The organism is Arsenophonus symbiont of Ornithomya chloropus (assembly GCF_964026495.1).
GTDB lineage: Bacteria > Pseudomonadota > Gammaproteobacteria > Enterobacterales > Enterobacteriaceae > Arsenophonus.
In genome coordinates this window covers 554,627-575,940 of record NZ_OZ032148.1, presented here as the reverse complement: position 1 = coordinate 575,940, position 21,314 = coordinate 554,627, and the positions used below count along the sequence as shown (strand labels likewise).

13 protein-coding genes, 2 tRNA genes, 1 other RNA gene and 1 pseudogene are annotated in these 21,314 nt (G+C 26.1%); 10 read left to right on the top strand and 7 right to left on the bottom strand.

All coding sequences use genetic code 11. The features are described from left to right. Nucleotides 1-6: 6 nt before the first annotated feature. The 6 genes and pseudogenes from infB to ABNS14_RS02135 all read left to right on the top strand — a co-directional run. The gene (infB, locus tag ABNS14_RS02160; RefSeq protein WP_348666070.1) at nucleotides 7-2,625 is read left to right on the top strand and encodes a translation initiation factor IF-2; all 2,619 of its coding nucleotides are present in this window, start codon (nucleotides 7-9) and stop codon (nucleotides 2,623-2,625) included. 219 nt (nucleotides 2,626-2,844) lie between these two features. Beyond that, nucleotides 2,845-3,261: a 30S ribosome-binding factor RbfA gene (gene rbfA / locus ABNS14_RS02155; protein WP_348666069.1), complete on the top strand. Its 417-nt coding sequence runs from the start codon at nucleotides 2,845-2,847 to the stop codon at nucleotides 3,259-3,261. Then, the gene (gene truB / locus ABNS14_RS02150) at nucleotides 3,258-4,199 is read left to right on the top strand and encodes a tRNA pseudouridine(55) synthase TruB (RefSeq protein WP_348666068.1); all 942 of its coding nucleotides are present in this window, start codon (nucleotides 3,258-3,260) and stop codon (nucleotides 4,197-4,199) included. The genes rbfA and truB overlap by 4 nt, the downstream gene beginning before the upstream one ends. A gap of 127 nt (nucleotides 4,200-4,326) precedes the next feature. Further along, entirely contained in the window at nucleotides 4,327-4,596 is a 270-nt protein-coding gene (rpsO, locus tag ABNS14_RS02145) for a 30S ribosomal protein S15 (protein ID WP_348666067.1), read from the top strand. Nucleotides 4,597-4,872: 276 nt separating this feature from the next. After that, nucleotides 4,873-6,978 (top strand): polyribonucleotide nucleotidyltransferase, encoded by a 2,106-nt coding sequence (gene pnp / locus ABNS14_RS02140; protein WP_348666065.1) that lies wholly within the window; start codon nucleotides 4,873-4,875, stop codon nucleotides 6,976-6,978. Between the two features lie 501 nt (nucleotides 6,979-7,479). Next, nucleotides 7,480-9,150, top strand: a pseudogene (locus tag ABNS14_RS02135) (DEAD/DEAH family ATP-dependent RNA helicase); the annotation flags it as partial. Nucleotides 9,151-9,648: 498 nt separating this feature from the next. On the opposite strand, the gene lptG reads toward ABNS14_RS02135, so the two are convergent. Further along, the gene (gene lptG / locus ABNS14_RS02130; protein WP_348666063.1) at nucleotides 9,649-10,725 is read right to left on the bottom strand and encodes an LPS export ABC transporter permease LptG; all 1,077 of its coding nucleotides are present in this window, start codon (nucleotides 10,723-10,725) and stop codon (nucleotides 9,649-9,651) included. A gap of 15 nt (nucleotides 10,726-10,740) precedes the next feature. After that, nucleotides 10,741-11,838, bottom strand: coding sequence for an LPS export ABC transporter permease LptF (gene lptF, locus ABNS14_RS02125; protein ID WP_348666662.1), 1,098 nt, complete (start codon nucleotides 11,836-11,838; stop codon nucleotides 10,741-10,743). Between the two features lie 293 nt (nucleotides 11,839-12,131). Here lptF and ABNS14_RS02120 point away from each other — a divergent pair, with 293 nt between their 5' ends. After that, complete coding sequence (locus ABNS14_RS02120; protein WP_431603652.1) at nucleotides 12,132-13,628, top strand: leucyl aminopeptidase; 1,497 nt, start codon at nucleotides 12,132-12,134, stop codon at nucleotides 13,626-13,628. Nucleotides 13,629-14,108: 480 nt separating this feature from the next. Then, a complete protein-coding gene (locus ABNS14_RS02115; protein ID WP_348666661.1) occupies nucleotides 14,109-16,964 on the top strand; it encodes a valine--tRNA ligase in 2,856 nt (951 codons plus the stop codon). Between the two features lie 568 nt (nucleotides 16,965-17,532). On the opposite strand, the gene hspQ is transcribed toward ABNS14_RS02115, so the two are convergent. Together hspQ and ABNS14_RS02105 are read right to left on the bottom strand one after the other, a co-directional pair. Continuing rightward, entirely contained in the window at nucleotides 17,533-17,853 is a 321-nt protein-coding gene (hspQ, locus tag ABNS14_RS02110) for a heat shock protein HspQ (protein WP_348666061.1), read from the bottom strand. Between the two features lie 157 nt (nucleotides 17,854-18,010). After that, nucleotides 18,011-18,340: a TusE/DsrC/DsvC family sulfur relay protein gene (locus ABNS14_RS02105; RefSeq protein WP_348666060.1), complete on the bottom strand. Its 330-nt coding sequence runs from the start codon at nucleotides 18,338-18,340 to the stop codon at nucleotides 18,011-18,013. 147 nt (nucleotides 18,341-18,487) lie between these two features. Here ABNS14_RS02105 and ABNS14_RS02100 point away from each other — a divergent pair. Beyond that, a tRNA-Ser gene (locus ABNS14_RS02100) sits at nucleotides 18,488-18,574 on the top strand. Nucleotides 18,575-18,837: 263 nt separating this feature from the next. Here ABNS14_RS02100 and ABNS14_RS02095 read toward each other — a convergent pair. After that, nucleotides 18,838-18,913, bottom strand: a tRNA-Asn gene (locus ABNS14_RS02095). A gap of 771 nt (nucleotides 18,914-19,684) precedes the next feature. On the opposite strand from ABNS14_RS02095, the gene cspE reads away from it, so the two are divergent. Continuing rightward, nucleotides 19,685-19,897, top strand: coding sequence for a transcription antiterminator/RNA stability regulator CspE (gene cspE / locus ABNS14_RS02090; protein WP_026823671.1), 213 nt, complete (start codon nucleotides 19,685-19,687; stop codon nucleotides 19,895-19,897). A gap of 424 nt (nucleotides 19,898-20,321) precedes the next feature. Here the strand turns inward: cspE and ssrA are convergent. Continuing rightward, nucleotides 20,322-20,688, bottom strand: a transfer-messenger RNA (tmRNA) gene (ssrA, locus tag ABNS14_RS02085). A gap of 52 nt (nucleotides 20,689-20,740) precedes the next feature. Next, nucleotides 20,741-21,220, bottom strand: coding sequence for an SsrA-binding protein SmpB (smpB, locus tag ABNS14_RS02080; RefSeq protein WP_348666058.1), 480 nt, complete (start codon nucleotides 21,218-21,220; stop codon nucleotides 20,741-20,743). Between the last annotated feature and the right edge of the window lie 94 nt (nucleotides 21,221-21,314).

The following is a 21,314-nucleotide window of genomic DNA, read 5'->3' as shown; positions in this document are numbered from 1 at the left end:
AATAGAATGACAGATAAAACTGTAAAATCATTAGCAGCAGAAATTCAAACTTCAGTAGAATGGTTAATACAAAAGTTTGCGGTTGCAGGAATAAAAAAAACTGAAAATGATGTTGTAACACAAAAAGAAAAAGAGCATTTGCTTGCATATTTAAATCATGAAGATGGCACTATAAATAACCAAACTGGTAAATTAATACTACAACGAAAAACTCGTAGTACATTGAGCATTACTGGTATTGGTGGGAAAAGTAAATCAGTAAATATTGAAGTGCGTAAAAAGCGTACATATCTTGATCGTGATCTATTAGTAATAAATCATATAGAAGAAAAAGTAAATGATGAGACAGAAAAAAAAATAAAATTTGAAACAACTAAAAAAGAAAAAATAAAAGAAAATAAAAATAATAAAAAAATATCTAAATTTCATCAAGATTCTATGTTTGTTATTTCTAAAAAAAAGAAATTTGAAATTCAGACAGTAACGCCAAAACGTAAAAATGAACAAGAAATAAAAAATAAGGTTGAAGCTGATTCCCAACTTGTTACTGAAGAAGTATGTCATATAGCAGAAGAAAATCCTACTTATCGGAACAGTAATGATGTTCATTATCATGAAAACTGTCATTTTATAAGTTATCGACATGCTCATGTAGTTGAAGATGAAAATGATATTCCAGAAGAAGGTCGTCGAACTCGTCATCGAGGTAATAAAGTTGCGCGACAGAAAAAAAATTATAAACATTCAGAAAAAGCTGCTCGTGAAGAAGAACGAGTGGTAGTGCGTACTAGTAAAAATAAAGTTAAACAGAAAAAAAGTAGTATTTTACAACAAAGTTTTACTAAACCTATTACGGTTATTAACCGTGATGTTGTTATTGGTGAAACTATTTCTGTTTTTGAATTGGCTAATAAAATGGCTATTAAAGGTTCAGAAGTTGTTAAAAAAATGATGAAAATGGGATTAATGGTAACTATTAATCAAGTTCTTGAGCAAGAAATAGCACAGCTTGTAGCAGAAGAAATGGGACACAAAGTTATTTTACGTCGTGAAAATGAATTAGAAGAATCAATTTTGCAAAATCGTAATAATTTTGGTGTCACCATTAAAGAATCACGTGCTCCAATTGTAACTATTATGGGTCATGTTGATCATGGTAAAACGTCATTACTTGATTGTATTCGGTCTACTCAAGTTACTTCTGAAGAAATAGGTGGTATTACACAACATATAGGGGCTTATCATGTTAAAACAGATAAAGGTATAATTACTTTTTTGGATACGCCAGGACATGCTGCATTTACTGCAATGCGTGCGCGAGGTGCAAAAATAACAGATATTATTGTTTTGGTGGTTGCTGTGGATGATGGCGTAATGCCTCAAACGATAGAAGCCATTCAACATGCTAAAGCGGCAAATGTTCCAGTTGTTGTAGTATTAAATAAAATAGATAAAAATGAAGGTGATATAGAAAATATAAAACATGAACTTTCAAAGTATGGTATTTTAACTGAAGAATGGGGTGGTGAAAATCAATTTGTTAATGTTTCAGTTAAAAAAGGTATAGGTATTAATGAGTTATTAGAAGCTATTTTATTACAAGCTGAATTATTAGAGTTAACAGCAGTTCATACTGGTATGGCAAGTGGGGTTGTTATTGAAGCTTATTTAGATAAAGGTCGAGGTCCAGTTGCTACTATTTTAGTACAAGAAGGCAAATTAAATAAAGGTGATATTGTATTATGTGGTTTTGAATATGGACGCATTCGTGGAATGCGTAATGAATTAGGAATAGATGTTAATACTGCTGGACCATCTATGCCAGTCGAAATTTTAGGTTTATCAAATATACCCTCAGCAGGTGATAAAATAACAGTAGTAACTAATGAAAAAAAAGCACGTGAAGTTGCACTTTATCGTCAAAGTAAAATTAGGGAAGTTAAATTAGCAAATCAACAAAAATCAAAATTAGAAAAAATGTTTGATAATATAGAAGATTCTAAAATTTCTGAGTTAAATATTGTATTAAAAACTGATGTACAAGGTAGTTGTGAAGCAATTAGTAATACTTTAGAAAAGTTATCAAATGATGAAGTAAAAGTAAAAATTATTGGTTCTGGTGTTGGGGGTATTACAGAAACTGATGCTACATTAGCTTCTGCTTCTAATGCTATGATTATTGGTTTTAATGTTCGAGCTGATGCAAGTGCAAAAAAAATTATTGAAATTGAAAATTTAGAGTTACGGTATTATTCCATAATTTATAATCTTATTGATGAAATCAAAGAAGCTATGTTCGGAATGTTAACACCTAAATATCAACAAAAAATAATTGGATTAGCAGAAATACGGAATGTTTTTAAATCACCAACATGTCTTTCAATTGCTGGCTGTATGGTGCTTGAAGGTATAATTAAACGTAATAATCTTATTCGTGTATTACGAAATAATATTGTTATTTATGAAGGTGAATTAGAATCATTACGTAGATTTAAAGATGATGTTCATGAAGTCAGAAATGGTATGGAATGTGGGATTGTTATAAAAAATTATAATGATGTACGTCTTGGTGATATAATAGAATCATTTGAAGTTATTCCTGTAAAAAGTTTTATTAAAGATTAATATTTTTATAATGATATTATTGATTAAATATTTATATAATATTAGTAATTTCTAGAACGAACATTATAGAGATTTAAAAAATATGTTTTTTTGATTGAAATGAATTATATGTTTTTTATTATCAAAATTTCAAAAATTAAATAATAATATTATTATTTTTAATAATTCAATTTACTATTGATTTATTTTATTTAATGCCTGAGTGAGGAAAATATTATCATGGGAAGAGAATTTGATCGTGTTCAACGTGTTGCTCAGGAAATACAAAAGAAAATTTCAATTATTCTGTATAGAAAAATTAAAGATCCACGTATTAAAATGGTTACAATTTCCGGTATTAAGGTTTCACGTGATTTAACATATGCAAAAGTATTCGTAACTTTTTTAAATATCTTAAATCCAGAAGATAAAATTGATGATATAAAAAATGGTATTCATATATTAAATGGTGATATGTCAAAACGAATTCGTACTTTATTAAGTAAATCAATGTCTTTACGTATTGTTCCTAAATTAATTTTTTTTTATGATAATTCTTTGGTTGAAGGAAGAAGAATGGATAATTTGTTAAAAAAAATTATGCTTGATGACGAAAAACGTCGTTATGAGCATATTATTAAAGAGCAAAATCAATGAGGTGTAATTTTAGTCGTGCAGTTGATGGTATATTATTATTAGATAAACCAAAAAAACTTTCATCTAATATAGCTTTGCAAACAGTACGGCGTTTATTTAATGCTAAAAAAGCTGGGCATACGGGATCACTTGATCCGTTAGCAACAGGAATGTTGCCAATTTGTTTAGGAAAAGCAACTAAATTTTCACAATTTTTGCTTAATGCAGATAAATATTATCGTGTTATTGGGCGTTTGGGCCAAAGAACTAATACTGCTGACGCATATGGTGAAATTATTTCTGAACGTAAAATTAATATAACAAAGCAACAGCTTGATCAAGCGCTAGATAAATTTCGTGGACACCTAATGCAGTTGCCTTCTATGTATTCTGCACTCAAATATCGTGGTATACCTCTTTATAAATATGCTCGTCAAGGTATTACTATTAAACGTACATTTAGAGCAATTACAATTTATGATTTAAAACTTACACGATGGGAAAAAAATGAAGTTGAATTAGATATTTTTTGTTCTAAGGGGACTTATATACGAACTATAATTGATGATTTAGGTGAATTATTAGGTTGTGGTGCTCATGTAATTTATTTAAGACGTATAAAAATAGGTAATTATCTTAGTAAATCTATGGTAACGTTAGAACAATTAAATTATTTTAAAGAACGATATAAATTAGAAAGAAATAGTTTAGAAAAAAAAATAGATTTATTTTTATTGCCTATAGATACAGCTGTTAATCATTTTCCAGAAATTAATATTTCTGAAAATATTGCAACTTATTTTAAACAGGGACAATCAATTTTTATTGATAAAAATTCATTTATAAACAATAATATAGTAAGGGTTACGGAAGGTAATATGCATAAATTTATTGGTGTTGCAAAAATTGTTGAAAAAAATAGAATTGTTCCTTTTTGTGTAATTTTAGAAAATGTTTAATAAGACTTATATGTTATCTTGTTTTATAATTAATTGCAGCGTAAAATAGATTTTATTGCGTTTCATGGAAAGCTGAATTAGAGATTGGTTTTTTATTATTTTAAAAAGAAAATTTTGGAGTTATTCTATGTCTCTAAATATTGTAGTAAAATCTCAAATTATTAATAAATATAGTCGCAATGAAAAGGATACTGGTTCTAGTGAGGTTCAAATTGCTTTATTGACAGAAAAAATAAATCATTTGCAACAGCATTTTTTGAAACATAAAAAAGATCATCATAGTCGTCGAGGATTATTGAGAATGGTCGCTCAGCGTCGTAAACAATTAAATTATTTAAAGTACAGAAATCTTATTTCTTATAATAAAATTATTGAACGTTTAGGATTGCGTCGTTGATGAGTGATCAAAAAAAATTATGGGGGCGTGTGCCCCTTTTTTATAGAACAACAATTTTTTTAAAATTAAATTAAAATCACATAAAATTTTTATAAAATAAATTATAAAAAATTGTTTTTTAATGATGTTTTTTAAAATTACTTTTTTTATAATTTATAATAGTCTTAATACTAATTAAGACTTAATAATTTAATTTTTTGTGAATTATGAGGAATGTAGAAAAATGTTAGTATTGGTGTTATTATATTAATGATTATTTATTAAAAGGGTGTTATTTTGCTGAATCCTATTGTTCGTAAATTTCAATATGGTCAACATACCGTTATAATGCAAACTGGCTTAATGGCTCGTCAAGCAAGTGGTTCGGTTATGATCAATATAGATGATACAGTTGTATTTGTCACTGTTGTTGGACAAAAAAAAGTAAAAGAAGGGCAGAGTTTTTTTCCATTAACTGTTAATTATCAAGAAAGATCTTACGCTGCTGGTCGTATCCCAGGTAGTTTTTTTCGTCGTGAAGGTCGTCCTAGTGAGGGGGAGACGCTTATTGCTCGTTTAATTGATCGTCCGCTTCGCCCATTGTTTCCAAAAGGTTTTTTAAATGAAATTCAAATTATTGCTACAGTTATTTCAATTAATCCTCAAGTAAATCCAGATGTAGTTTCACTTATTGGTGCTTCTGCTGCATTATCATTATCTGGTATTCCATTTAATGGTCCTATTGGTGCTGCAAGAGTCGGTTATATTAATAATGAATATGTTTTAAATCCTACTGTTGATGAATTAAAAAAAAGTCGTTTAGATTTAATTGTAGCGGGTACAACTAATGCAGTCTTAATGGTAGAATCTGCAGCTGATTTATTATTGGAAGAACAAATTTTGGGTGCGATTTTTTTTGGTCATGAACAACAACAAATTGTCATTGATAATATCAATCAATTGGTAATGGAAGCTGGGAAAGAAAAATGGGAGTGGAAACCAAAAGTTACTAATGAAGAATTATATAATCGTATTGCGAAATTAGCTGAAAAAAGATTAGATGATGCATATCGTATTGTTACAAAACAAGAACGTCATATTAATATTCTCTCCATAAAGGAAGAAGTTACTAATGCTATTTTAGAAAAAGATGATTCTTTAAGTTTTGATGAAATAAATGAAATTCTTTTAGAAATAGAGAAAAAAGTTGTGCGTATTCGTGTGTTAAAAGGTGAAACACGTATTGATGGAAGAGAAAAAGATATGATACGTTCACTGGATGTACGTATTGGGGTATTACCTAGAACGCATGGATCGGCATTATTTACGCGAGGAGAAACCCAGGCGTTAGTTACAACAACTTTAGGTACAGAACGTGATGCTCAGAGCATGGATGAATTAATTGGTGAATATAGTGATCATGTTTTATTTCATTATAATTTTCCACCTTATGCAGTAGGTGAAACGGGAATGGTTGGATCGCCAAAACGTCGTGAAATTGGGCATGGACGTTTAGCTAAACGTGCTATATTAGCAGTTATGCCTAATCAATTTGAATTTCCATATACTATACGTGTAGTGTCAGAAATTACTGAATCTAATGGATCTTCTTCTATGGCTTTTGTATGTGGTGCATCACTTGCATTAATGGATGCAGGTGTTCCAATTAAAAGTGCAGTGGCTGGTATTGCCATGGGATTAGTAAAAGAAGATGATAAATTTGTTGTACTTTCAGATATTTTAGGTGATGAAGATTATTTAGGTGATATGGATTTTAAAGTTGCAGGTAGTCGTGAAGGTATAAGTGCATTACAAATGGATATTAAGATTGAAGGCATTACTCGAAAAATTATGAAAATCGCTTTGAATCAAGCAAAAAATGCGCGTTTGCATATTTTAAATGTTATGGAAGAGGCTATTAATCGACCTCGTCAGGAAATTTCTAAATTTGCACCGCGTATTCATATTATTCAAATTCATCCTGATAAAATTAGGGATGTCATTGGTAAAGGTGGTTCTGTTATTCGATCATTGGCTGAAAAAACAGGTACTATTATTGAAATTAATGATGATGGTATAATAAAAATTGCTGCGACAGACAGTCATAAAGCAAAAGATGCGATTTGTCGTATTGAAGAGATTACAGCAGAAATTGAAGTTGATCGTATTTATCATGGAAAAGTAACACGTATTGTTGATTTTGGTGCTTTTGTAGCTATTAGTAGTAGTAAAGAAGGGTTGGTCCATATTTCTCAAATATCAGAAAAACGTATTGAAAAAGTTATAGATTATTTAAAATTAGGGCAAGAAGTTTCAGTAAAAGTATTAGAGATTGATCGACAAGGTCGAATTCGTTTAAGTATGAAAGAAGCAATTGGTATTAAAAAAAACATTAAAAAATAGACATGATTGTTTTAAAACGTTGATAAAAATTTGATGTAATATTTTAAGTATTAGAGTAATCTTAAAGTAACCTATAGTATATTTTTTATGTTTAAAAGTTATTATTTGAATTTTTTATTTTAATTAATCATATTTTATAAATATATTTTTTTTGCATCGATACTTTGATATGTCTTAGTAAAATAAACATCATCTTTGATGTCAGTTTTATTTATCTTACAGTATTATTAATTTACTAAATTTTTATTGATTAAATTATAAAAAAGATTTTTTTACTCATGCAAATCATTTTATGATGTTAAGTCAGTAAGATATATTTTATAATATAGTTTAATTAAAAAATTAAAGATATTATTACTATTTTTTCATTCTTCATTATAGTTTGATGAAGGTTTATTTTTCGTTTAGTATATAATTTTGAACCAGTTCACACTTTAATAAAAATAATAAATTTTTCAAGGAGTTATGTAAACTGGTCACATAATACATGAGGCAATTTACATGACTAATCAGACTGAAATATCTTTTGCTGAATTAGGTTTATCAGCATCAATTCTTTCTGCATTGCACGACTTGGGTTATCAGAAACCATCTCCAATTCAAAAAAAATGTATCCCGTATTTATTAAATGGATGTGATGTGTTAGGTATGGCACAAACTGGTAGTGGTAAAACAGCAGCTTTTAGTTTACCATTGCTTCATAATATAGATCTCACATTAAAATCTCCTCAGGTTTTAGTATTAGCACCAACACGCGAATTAGCTATACAAGTAGCAGGAGCGATGGGTGATTTTTCTAAACATATTTACACTGTCAATATTGTAGCACTATATGGTGGTCAGCGTTATGACACTCAATTACGTGCATTAAAACGTGGATCTCATATTGTAGTTGGTACCCCTGGTCGTTTGTTGGATCATTTAAGACGTGGAACTTTAAAATTATCTCATTTACGCGGTTTGGTTATTGATGAAGCGGATGAGATGTTAAGAATGGGTTTTATAGAAGATGTTGAAAATATAATGAGTCAAATTCCTACTGTACATCAAACTATATTATTTTCTGCTACAATGCCAGAAGCCATTCGTCGTATTACTCGTCGATTTATGAAATCACCTAAAGAAATTAATATTCAATCTAATGTAAAAACACGTCCTGATATTAACCAAAGTTATTGGTTTGTATATGGAATACGCAAAAATGAAGCTTTGATTCGTTTTTTGGAGGCAGAAGATTTCGATGCAGCAATTATTTTTGTTCGTACAAAAAGTACTACAATAGAAGTTGCTGAAATTCTTGAGAAGAATGGTTATAATAGTTCAGCTTTAAATGGTGATATGAATCAAGCTTTACGTGAAAAAACATTAGAAAAATTTAAAAATGGTCGTCTTGATATATTAATCGCTACTGATGTTGCAGCTCGTGGTTTAGATGTAGAACGAATTAGTTTGGTTATAAATTATGATATACCTATGGATGTAGAATCTTATGTTCATAGGATTGGTCGTACTGGTAGAGCCGGTAGAGCTGGTCGAGCTCTTTTGTTTGTTGATTATCGAGAACGTCGATTATTGCGAAATATTGAACGTAGTATTCAACAGTCAATTGTAGAAGTTAAGTTACCAAGTTCAATATTTTTAAGTGAACGCAGACAAAACAAATTTTTAGAAAATATTAAAAAACAATTAAACAGTTCTGATTTAGAAAAATATCGGGCATTACTTACTAAATTAATTGCTAATAAAGAGATAGATCTTGAAACTTTAGCTTCTATTTTACTAAAAATAGCGCAAGGCAATAGACCTTTAATATTACCTCCAGATCCTGTAATTCGTCGTTCAAGAAGTAATGAATTGACTACTCGTGAATCACGTCGTTGTATGAATAATAGTACTGTTGTTGATCGCAATAAACGTCGTGAACGAAGAAGGATTGGTAATAATATGGAATTGTATCGTATTGAAGTTGGACGTGATGATGGTGTTGAAGTACGTCATATTGTGGGTGCAATTGCTAATGAAGCTGATATTAGTAGTCGATATATCGGTAATATTAAGTTATTCGCTTCACATTCAACAATAGAATTACCAAAAGGTATCCCAAATGCATTACTGCACCATTTAACACGTACTCGTATTTTAAATAAACCAATACAAATGCAATTATTAGGTAAAGTTAAAACTGTTGATGGTTAACAATAATAAAATTTAAAAAATATTTCAATAGGTAATATTAAATATTTTTTATATATTAGTAAATTAATGTAAATATTTTATTGTAATAAAAAATCTATAAAATTTAGATTTTTTATTTAATTATTTTTACAAAAAGCTGTTAATTGTTAATTTTGATATATTTTTATTTATTATTTTTTATTTTCTGATGATTATTGCAATTAATGTTTTTATACATGTATTAAAAGTAATTTTTTTATAATCAATGTTATTAAGAAAGACGATAATTATTATTTTTATGAGCAATATTTTATAAAATTTAAAAATGTTTTTTATTATAAAATTATGTATATTTTTAAAAATTTTTGATTTAATTTGTAGCGTATAGTAGTAATTATTATTTTAGAAAATAAATATTTTATTAAAATGTTATAAATAAAAAAGTAATATAAAAATATTACTCAGGTTTCATAATGAATTATAAAAATTAAAATTTTATCGACGATATATTAATAGTAAAATACTAAATCCAAGCAACATTATACTAGGTAATGTTGCAGCTATTAATGGAGATAAACCATATACTAAACTTAAATTACCAAAACCATCGTTTAAAAGATAAAAAATAAATCCTCCTGAAATGCCAATTAATACTCTTACCCCCATTGTTACATCACGAAGTGGACCAAAAATAAATGATAATGCTAAAAAAATCATACAAGCTACAGAAAGTGGTGATATTATTTTTTTCCACATACTTAATTGATATGCTGAAGCTTCTTGTTGAGTTTCTTGCAAATAATTAATATATTTGTATAAATTACTTATAGTTAATGAATCAGGATTAAGAGAAACAATTCCTAATTTTTCTGGATTTAAAGTTGTTTGCCAATTCATTAATGAATAGTAAAAACCAGTAATTTCTTTTTTGTTTTTTATCAATGCTTTGTTAACTTCTATTAATTGCCATTGATTAGTATCGTGATTATAATAACCTGAATTAGCAAAAATTACTGCTTTTAATTTTTTTTCTTTGTCTAGTTGGTAGATAGAAATGTCTTTTATTTTGTTTTTATCAATAATATATTGAATATGAATGAAATTATTACCATCTTTCGCCCATAATCCACGGTCTGTCATCATGAGAGATTTACCAATAATTTTTTCAGTGCGATAATTACGAGCCCATTGTTCTGCAGAAGGTGCAATCCATTCACCAATAATCATTGTTAGGATCATTAAAGGTATAGCAATCTTCATTACTGATATCCCAATTTGTAATCGAGAAAATCCTGCAGTTTGCATAACTATTAGTTCATTACGTGAAGCTAGTGTGCCTAATTTAATTAATGTACCTAAAAGTGCTGCCATAGGAAAAAAAATTTCTATATCTTTCGGAATAGTCAACAAAGTAAAAATTCCTGCATTCCAAATTGTATAAGATCCATTGCCTACTTTTCTAAGTTGTTCAACAAATTTAATAATTCCTGATAATGAAATTAATATAAAAACTGTAATTAAAATTGATGAAATAATAGTACGCCCGATATATTTTTCTAAAATACGTAACATTATTATGTATTGCCTCTATGTATTGCCTCTAGAAAATTTAGATCGTATGCGACGTATGGCAGATATATCCCAAATATTTAATATAATTGCTAATGTTAAAAAAGAAAAATTTACTAACCATAAGGTTATTTTTGGATCTATTTCTCCTTTTTTTGCACTAGCATGTAATGTACTTTGTAATAGAAAAAATAATAGATAAAGTAACATTGCTGGTAAGATACTTAAAAGTCTACCTTGTCTAGGATTAACTTCACTTAATGGAATAACCATTAAATCCATAATAAGTACAGAAAATACTAAAGTTAAACGCCAATGAAATTCTGCTTGTGATTGAATATCTTTGGTATTCCATAATTGTAACATATTTTTTTGTTCAATGTTTTTGTTTGTAGTTCTTGTTTCTCTGCGATCAATGATTGCTTTATAATCTTCAAAATCAGTTATTTTAAAATCACGTAGTATAGCTGTACCTTCATAACGTGTTCCTTTATCTAGTAAAACAATTTTATTTCCTTTTTCATCTTCATTGATACGCCCACTTTTTGCAATTACTACAGAAGGGCGTTTTTTATTGATTGGTCGTAGTTGTGCCATGAAAATATGATTAAAATTTTTTCCTTTTATATCATTAATGTAAATAACAAGATTTTGATCTTTTGTGGTTTTGAATTGTCCTTCTGCCATAGTTGTAAAATTAGGATTTAATTTAGCATTAGATATTGCTTTTTCTTGATATCGTGCTGACCATGGTAGCATCCAATTTACATTTATTATTGCAATGAAAGTAGTAAATAATGCTAAAATTACAGCAGCAATTATTAATACTTTTTTACCTAAACCACAAGCATGCATAACAATAATTTCATTATCAAAATATAATTTACTATATGTTATGAGTAATCCTAAAAATAAACTTAATGGTAAAATTAATTGAGCCATTTCTGGAATGCCTAATCCCAGAAGAGGAAATATTAAATTTAAAGAAATATTTCCTTGAACTGCTGAACTTAATATACTAATTGTTTTTTGACTAAAAAAAATAAAAATCAAAATAAAAATTATTGCAAGCTGTCTTTTTAATGTTTCTTTTACTAAGTATTGGATGATAATCAAATTAATTAAACCTGTGAAAACTACTTTATGAAAAAGCATTATTTCTTGTTGATAAATCAAGTCAGAGTATTTTTATAATTAATTTTAAAATATTTAAATATAATAATGATATTAATTTAAGAAATATTACATATCAACAATATTCTTGAAGATATTTTTTTTTTATATGTATAATACTTTTATTATTTTAACATAAAGAACATTTTTTGTTAGCAAATTTATATTTTTTGTTAATTTTAGTGATAAAATTAATATTTATTTTTTATATTGGAGCATATATGGATTTTAGTGTAATAAATTTTAGTATAACAAGTCATAATACAGTAAAAAATAATATTGATTGTATTGTTTTAGGTGTATTTGAATCTTATCAATTATCTAATATAGCACATAAATTTAATAATATTAGTGATAAGTATATTAGTACTCTAATCGAACGTGAAAAATTAGAAGGAAAAATTGGCCAAATATTATTACTACATCATGTACCTCATATATCATATGAACGTGTTTTATTGGTTGGATGTGGTAAAATAAATGACATAAATGAACTTGAATATAAAAAAATTATTGAAAAAACTATTTCTGCTTTAAATAAAACTGGAACAAAAAAAGCTATTTTATTTTTAGTTGATTTACATATCAGAAATAAAAATACCTATTGGAAAATTCGAAAAGCAGTAGAAATAATAAAAGACACAATATATAAATTTGATCAATTTAAAAAAAATAAAACTCCACTAGAACATGTATTAAGTGAAATCGTTTTTTATATTTCAAAAAATCATGATTTAACTGATGGAGAACTTGCTCTTAAACATGGACTTGCTTTAGCAATGGGAATAGAATCAGCAAAAAATTTAGCTAATATGCCACCAAATATTTGTAATCCTTCTTATTTAACGGATCAGGCTTATAAACTATCTAATACTTGCAAAAATCTTAGTATTCAAATAATTGATGAAAAAGAAATGCAAAATTTATCAATGAATGCTTATTTAGCTGTTGGAAAGGGTGCAAAAAATAAATCTTTTATGTCAATTATAAAATATAATGGCAGTGAAGATATAAACAAAAAATATATAGTATTAATTGGTAAAGGATTAACGTTTGATTCTGGTGGTATTTCAATTAAATCTTCTGATCGCATGGATGAAATGAAATATGATATGGCTGGAGCAGCTACTGTTTATGGTATCATGCGTTTTGTGAGTTTATTGAGATTACCTATTAATGTAATAGGAGTATTAGCTTGTTCTGAAAATATGTTGAGTGGTGAAGCGTATCGTCCTGGAGATATATTAACTAGTATGTCAGGTAAAACAATAGAAGTAATTAATACTGATGCGGAAGGAAGATTAGTGTTATGTGATACATTAACATATGTGGAACGTTTTGATCCTGATGTTGTTATTGATGTTGCAACTTTAACTGGAGCTTGTGTGATTGCATTGGGTCATTATTATAATGGTTTGATGTCAAATGATGATCTTTTAGCAGATGAATTACTGAATGCAGCTAAAAAATCAGGTGATAAAACTTGGCGGTTACCTTTATCTTCAGAATTTTTTAAACAGTTAGAGTCAAATTTTGCTGATTTAGCTAATGCTGGAAATCGTGCTGGTGGTGCAATTACTGCAGGTTGTTTTTTAGAATGTTTTGCGACTAAATATCGTTGGGCACATTTAGATATAGCAGGTACAGCTTGGAAATCTGGTAAAAGGAAAGGAGCTACTGGTCGTCCTGTGGCATTACTTGCTCAATTTTTATTAAATCGTATTTATAATTAAGTTAAATAATATATTTTTCTTTATAATAAAAGAAATAAATTATATTGTGATATAAAATTTTTGATATTGATAAATATTAATAACACAAAATAAATAATTTTTTATTTTAAAGTAATATTATAACAATTAGTGCTTTAAAATTATGGACTATTTTTTTATTGTAACAACAAAAAAATTACTTAATAAGTATTTTTTGATCATATAGTATTTTTATAAATTGTTTTGGATAAAAAACTTTTTTAGTTTAAAGTAAAGTTAAGATATATTCATTTTTGATTAATTTTTGTCATTTATTTTTAATATTTCATGAGAATAAAATATTTTTATTTTATAAATCAAATTTTCAATAATTATTTAAAAACCGATGTAGACATAATTTTTTATATGAATTGTAATTTACGATTATAGCAATACTACGAAAAATTAAATAGAAAAAAAATGAAAAAAAAACAAGAAAATATAATTTCATCTGAATCATTGATAGACAAAATTTATAATCCATCAGTAATTGAACAATCTTTATATGCATTTTGGGAAAAAAATGGTTATTTTAAACCTAATATTAATAATAAAAAAAATAATTTTTGTATTGTTATCCCTCCACCTAATATTACAGGTGATTTACATATGGGTCATGCTTTTCAACAAACCATTATGGACATATTAGTCCGTTATCATAGAATGCAAGGAAAAAATACATTATGGCAAAGTGGTACGGATCATGCTGGTATTGCTACTCAAATGGTTGTTGAGCGTAAAATTTTTATCGAAGAAAATAAAACGAAGTATGATTATGGAAGAGAAAAATTTATTGAAAAAATTTGGAAATGGAAATCAGAATATGGAAATAATATTTCTCAACAAATGCGACGTCTTGGAAATTCTGTAGATTGGGAACGTGAACGTTTTACTATGGATTCAGGTTTATCAAAAGCTGTGCAAGAAACATTTATTCGTCTTTATAAAAATAATCTTATATATCGTGGTAAAAGATTAGTCAACTGGGATCCTAAATTACATACAGCAATTTCAGATTTAGAAGTTGAAAATAGAGAAGTAAATAGTTTTGTATGGTATTTACGTTATCCACTTGCTGATGGAACAAAAACTTTAGAAGGTAAAAGATATATTGTTATTGCTACTGAGCGACCAGAAACAATATTGAGTGATACTGGGGTTATTGTTAACCCATCTCATCCATTTTATCATAATTTAATTGGAAAACAAGTTTTACTGCCTTTAGTTAATCGTCGTATTCCTATTATTGGTGATAAATGCATTGATATAAAAAAAGGTGAATGTATAAAAATATCACCAGCACATGATTTTTATCAATATGAAGTTGGACAACGTCATAAATTACCAATGATTAATATTTTTGATATTAATGCACATATTCGCGAAAAAGCAGAAATCTTTGATAGTATGGGTAATCATAGTAATATTTATACATCTTTTATCCCTCTTCCTTATCGTGGAATGGAACGTTTTGTTGCTAGGAAAGCAATTATTAATGAATTAGAAAAGTTAGGGTTATTAATTTTAACAAAATCTCAAAAAGTAAATATTCCTTATAGTGAACGTAGTAATGTAGTTATTGAGCCCATGTTAACTAATCAATGGTATGTTCGCACTGCTTCATTAGCAGAAAAAGCTATTATCGCTGTGAAAGATGGACGTATTAAATTTATACCTCAACAATATGAAAATATGTATTTTTCTTGGATGAAAAATGTTAAAGATTGGTGTATTTCACGGCAATTATGGTGGGGACATAGGATACCAGCTTGGTATGATAATAATAATAAAGTATATGTTGGTAATAATGAAAAAACGGTTCGTTTAGAAAATAATCTTCCTGATGATGTTAGTTTATATCAGGATGAAGATGTATTAGATACTTGGTTTTCATCTGCTCTTTGGAGTTTTTCAACATTAGGGTGGCCAGAAAAAAGTGATATGTTAAAAATATTTCATCCAACTGATGTATTAGTCACTGGTTTTGATATTATTTTTTTTTGGATAGCTCGTATGATTATGTTAACTATGTATTTTATTAAGGATGAAGATGGTCAAGGACAAATTCCTTTTAAAACAGTTTATATAACAGGTTTAATACGTGATGAAGAAGGAAAAAAAATGTCAAAATCTCAAGGAAATGTTATTGATCCTTTAGATTTAATTGATGGAATTTCTTTAGATAAATTACTTTTAAAACGTACTGCAAATATGTTACAACCAAAATTGGCAAAAAAAATTGCTGATCGTACTAGAAGAGAATATCCTCAAGGAATTGATGCGCATGGTACAGATGCTTTACGTTTTACATTAGCTTCATTAGCTTCAACTGGAAGAGATATTAATTGGAATATAAAACGACTTATTGGATATCGTAACTTTTGTAATAAACTTTGGAATGTAAGTCGTTATGTATTAATTAATACTGAAAAAAAAGATTATTATAATAAATATAATACTGAAGAAATGATTTTTTCTCTTCCTGATCGATGGATCAGAACAGTATTTAATAAAACAATTAAATCATATCGTGAAGCTTTAGATACTTATCGTTTTGATATTGCTGCTAATATTATTTATGAATTCATATGGCATCAATTTTGTGATTGGTATGTAGAATTTTCAAAAATTATTATTAATCAGAGTAACCATAAAATGATTTGTTCTACGCGTTATACATTACTTGAAATATTGGAAAGCTTATTACGTTTAGCTCATCCTATTATTCCATTTATTACAGAAAGTATTTGGCAAAAAATTAAATTGCTAAAAAATTTTAATGCAAATACTATTATGTTGGAATCTTTTCCTGTTTTTGAATCATCAAAGATTGATGAAGAAGCATTTTATAATATTGAATATATAAAAAAAATAATTGTATCTGTACGTAACATTCGAAAAGAAATGAATATTTCTTCTGGTCAGCAATTGAACGTATTTTTACGTTGTATGAATAATGTCATTAAAAAAATACTTAAAGAGCATTTAAATGTTGTTCAAGGAATGTTGAAGTATACTTCAATACATCTTGTTGACCAAGTAAAAGAAAAATCATTTTTTGTAACTCAAGTAGTAAGTGGTATTGAAATATTAATTTCAATAGATAATTCAGTTGATAAAAATAAAGAATTATTTCGTTTAGATAAAAAAATTAAAAAATTAAAACAAGAAATATCAATTATTAAAGCTAGATTAGCTAACGAAATTTTTCTCAAGCGGGCACCTTCTGCTATTATTTTAAAAGAGCGTGAACGATTGGAGATAAATTTAGCAATAGAAAAAGAATTAATAATTCAAAAATCAAAGTTTAATAATTGAAATAAAAATTTTTTTATATGTTCTTTTGTGTGCTTTTTATATTTTTTATAGTTTTAAAATGATATGTATTTTAAAGTGATATTAAAATAAAATTTATTACAAATAATAAAAAATATTAAAAATAAAACTTATAAAAAATATATAAAAGTAAAAAAGTAATAAGTATTTTTTTTTGTTTTTTGTAAAAAATTTAAAAATTTTTGATATGTTTTTTATTAAAAAAAGTATAAAACATCTGTATGTTCATAAACATATATTTTGAAATTATATTATATCTTAATATATAATAATTTATTTCAAAATTTGAATAAATAGTTTTTAGAAAACCTGGTAATTTCTGTTAATATTATATAAAGATTATACAATTATTTTTAGATTTTTATGTTTTTATTTTTTGTAATTAATAATATGATTTTAATAATCTATTCTTATTTTGAAAAATAAAAAATATGTAACTTATTTTTTTAAAAAAATTTTATTTTTCTTACATAATTTAAAGAAATATATATTAGTCTAAAATATTATTTCGTATTATTAAAATAATACTATTTAACGTTATTATAAAAATTTAATTACGTAACTGTGGATTTTCTAATTGAATTTTAATAGATTTTGATAACTCATCTAAAGATGAGTCATCTAGGTTTTCATCAAAAATCTCATATGTAATTTGAGCTTCAGCTAAATAAGTATGAATATGTTCACCATTACTATCTTCCATGATTACATGATACCATGGAGCTTCCAATAAAGTTGTATGGTATTTAATATCTTTGTTTTTAAATATATCTAAACAATATTTTGCATCAACATCTACTATAACACCCAGATAACCTAAAAGTTGATGTCTAATTTTTTGTCCAATATTAAATTTACTGTTAGTTATCATAGTAGATAGTATTTTTAAAAATTATCATTTCTTTTAACTATTTTTAATATATGGATTAAAATATAAATTTCAAGAATTTTATTTTTAGATATAATATAAGTTCATCAAATTAACGTGTTAATTAGTTAAAATTAAGATAATGTAAATTTTTTGTATTTCATATACATTTTATCGGTTTAGGCAAACCTGCCAGTTTTGTTGCTTGTTTAGCTGGTCCGTTTGGAAAAAGATTGTAAAGATAACAACTATTACCAATAGTTTCACCGTATTGTTGACTAATTGCTTTTGTTAACATTCGCATACTTGGTGATGTATTGAATTTTAAATAAAATTCACGGATAAATAGAATAATTTTCCAATGTTGTTTTGTTAATATGATATTTTCATGCTTAGCTAATAGATATACCATGGATTTTTTCCATTCTTGACTATTTTTTAGATAACCATGATTATCAGTTTCAATTTTACGATTTTCAAATATAAACATAAAATATTTTCTCTATAAAATAAATTAATATTTTATAAAATTTATTTTTTTATTCAAGTATATTATATTAATAATATATACTATCTAAATTATGTAATTTTTTGTAGAATATTATAATGATTTAAAGTTTTACAATATATCTGTTATGGAGGGATGGCCGAGTGGTTGAAGGCAGTGGTCTTGAAAACCACCGATGGGTAAATCTATCCGAGAGTTCGAATCTCTCTCCCTCCGTAATTTTAATAGTAAAATATATTGTTAATTTAAAGATTTTTTATATTAAAAAATTTGATAGATTTCAAAAGATGATTTTAAAAGATAAAATCTTATAAATATTATTTTATAATATAATAAATATTATAATTATCAGTTAAATAAATTATTTATGAATTATTTTTTTATATATATTATATTTTTTGATTATAATAATTTGCTTTGTTTTTATGGAATATTAGATATTTATGTAATATTAGATATAAGAACAAAAAAATATTTTTTGGCTCCTCCAACTGGATTCGAACCAGTGACACGCGGATTAACAGTCCGCTGTTCTACCGACTGAACTATGGAGGAATTTAATTAAAAAATTTTGTGAAATTAAAAAAATTGTAAATATTTTATGATCTTTTGTCAACAAAAAAAAGTATGTTTTTTGTTGTTTATCAATCATGATATATCTAGTAATATCTTTATAAAAATAAATCTTAAATGTGATTGTAATAATTTGATTAGATTTATTATTTTTTTATATTTGCTATAATATCATAAAATCATATTTCATATTTTTATATAATACTAAAGTTATTTATATAACAAAAATTTTTATACATAGATGTTTATTTAATGAATTTCTTTATTAAAAAAATTATTTAAATCTATATTTAGTTATAGTAATATATTTATAAATATATCGTATATTTTAATTTTTTCTAAAATTAGGAATTAAAGTAGTAAATTATATAATTTAATATTTTAGTTTTAGTAAAATTTTAATAGATTTATTTTTTGTTAAATGATTTTCTGAAATTAAATAATTATTTTTAATATTTAAATGGTTCTTATTTTAAGTATTTTTAAAATTATTACGATTTTTTTAGAAAAAATCTAAAACAAGAGTATAAAACTATTGATATTATATACTATTCGTGCGTTAATAAAAAGAAGTCTAATAAACAATATATTTAATTATAAATATTTTAATTTGTATATTACAATATATTATATATTTGATGTTATTATTGTAATTTTAATTGAAGTACTTTCAAATTAAATAGTATTAATTTAGGCTTATTTATAACCAGCTAAAAGCGGAAAATGTTTATTTGTTATAATAGGAAAAGGCACATGTCTGACAAAATGAAAGGTCAAGTAAAGTGGTTTAATGAATCTAAAGGCTTTGGTTTCATCACTCCTTCTGATGGTAGCAAAGATGTATTCGTTCACTTTTCTGCCATTCAAGGAAATGGATTCAAAACCCTTGCTGAGGGACAAAATGTAGAATTTACCATTGAAGATGGCTCTAAAGGTCCAGCTGCAGCGAATGTAACTGCTCTTTAAGATGATGATATTTGTAAAATTAAATAAAAAAATGGATTTTTTGAAGCCTGTCACCTTATAGTGACAGGCTTCTTTTTTGTAGGTAATTAATTAATAAGATTTTTTTATTTTTTATAAATTTTCTTTTTTTATAATCAATATCTATGATTTTTTGTATGTTTTTATTTTTAAATAAAATTAATAATTTATTTTTTTATTTTAAAAATAGCAGTAAGTAAAAATATTAGTTATTTATTATGATCTATATTTTTTATTAAAATAAATATGACAATACTTTATTAATGCAAATGATATGGATCAATATCTTATTTTTATCTATTAGTGATTTTTAAAAAAATTACCATAATTTTAAATTATTAATTTATTTATAAATATTTATAAATAAATTAATAAGTGATTAATAAAAATTTTATAAAAAAAATTTTGGTGGAGCTGGCGGGAGTTGAACCCGCGTCCGAAATTTTTACATCCTAAGTACTACATGCTTGTTCTGTTTTTTTACTAATTAATGATGAACAGACACATCTACTAATTAGTTCAGTCTTCTTATTTTCAACGGGGTATCTCAGACTTTAGATAACCCATGATCTCTTTTTTAAAATTTAACTTCTTTTATCCCCGTCCTAAGAGAGGAGGCTAGGGAAAGAGAAGACGCTGAAGCAGGTTATTAAGCTGCCAGTGTATATTGATTGTCGTTTGCGACTATTTTTTTGCGGCTTTTTACGAGGCCAACCGCACCTCGACATGCACTTTTGGGTTTCATAAATTTCGTCGAATCCTAAATCAGCCCCATGATTTATTAAAAGATTATTATATAGTATTTTTATTTTTTTGTTTATTTGTTTATTTGTTTTTATTTTTCATAATTTTATTTTTTTGTATAATCCATTCTTGTTTTTTGATATCAGAACGTTTGTCATGTTTATTTTTACCTGTAGCTAAAGCAATTTTTGTTTTGCACCAAGCATTTTTCCAATAAAGAGATAATACTATTATAGTATGACCTGTTTTATGAATTTTTCCTAATAATAAATTGATTTCATTTTGATTTAATAATAATTTACGTGTTCTTGTAGAATCATAAATTATATTAGAAGAAGCCATACGTAATGGGGTAATCATTAAACCTAAAAGATAAGCTTCTTTGTTTTTTACTGATACATAAGTATTGTTAATATTGACATTTCCAGAACGTAATGCTTTAACTTCCCAACCTAATAGGTTTAAACCAGCTTCAAATACTTCATGAATAAAATATTCATATTTGGCTTTTTTGTTTATAATTATGATTTTGTAGTTGCTTTTTTTTGTTTTTTTATTCATTGTAATTAATAATTATAATCTATGTATTAATAAATAACACGGTAAAAATAAAATTTTCATTGATTTTTTTAAATAAATTTTTTTTGATAAACTT

Excerpts from the sequence above, each read along its gene's own strand:
- infB (WP_348666070.1), top strand. The coding sequence starts at position 7 with ATGACAGATAAAACTGTAAAATCATTAGCAGCAGAAATTCAAACTTCA.
- rbfA (WP_348666069.1), top strand. The coding sequence starts at position 2,845 with ATGGGAAGAGAATTTGATCGTGTTCAACGTGTTGCTCAGGAAATACAA.
- truB (WP_348666068.1), top strand. The coding sequence starts at position 3,258 with ATGAGGTGTAATTTTAGTCGTGCAGTTGATGGTATATTATTATTAGAT.
- rpsO (WP_348666067.1), top strand. The coding sequence starts at position 4,327 with ATGTCTCTAAATATTGTAGTAAAATCTCAAATTATTAATAAATATAGT.
- lptG (WP_348666063.1), bottom strand. The coding sequence starts at position 10,725 with ATGTTACGTATTTTAGAAAAATATATCGGGCGTACTATTATTTCATCA.
- hspQ (WP_348666061.1), bottom strand. The coding sequence starts at position 17,853 with ATGATAACTAACAGTAAATTTAATATTGGACAAAAAATTAGACATCAA.
- ABNS14_RS02105 (WP_348666060.1), bottom strand. The coding sequence starts at position 18,340 with ATGTTTATATTTGAAAATCGTAAAATTGAAACTGATAATCATGGTTAT.
- cspE (WP_026823671.1), top strand. The coding sequence starts at position 19,685 with ATGTCTGACAAAATGAAAGGTCAAGTAAAGTGGTTTAATGAATCTAAA.
- smpB (WP_348666058.1), bottom strand. The coding sequence starts at position 21,220 with ATGAATAAAAAAACAAAAAAAAGCAACTACAAAATCATAATTATAAAC.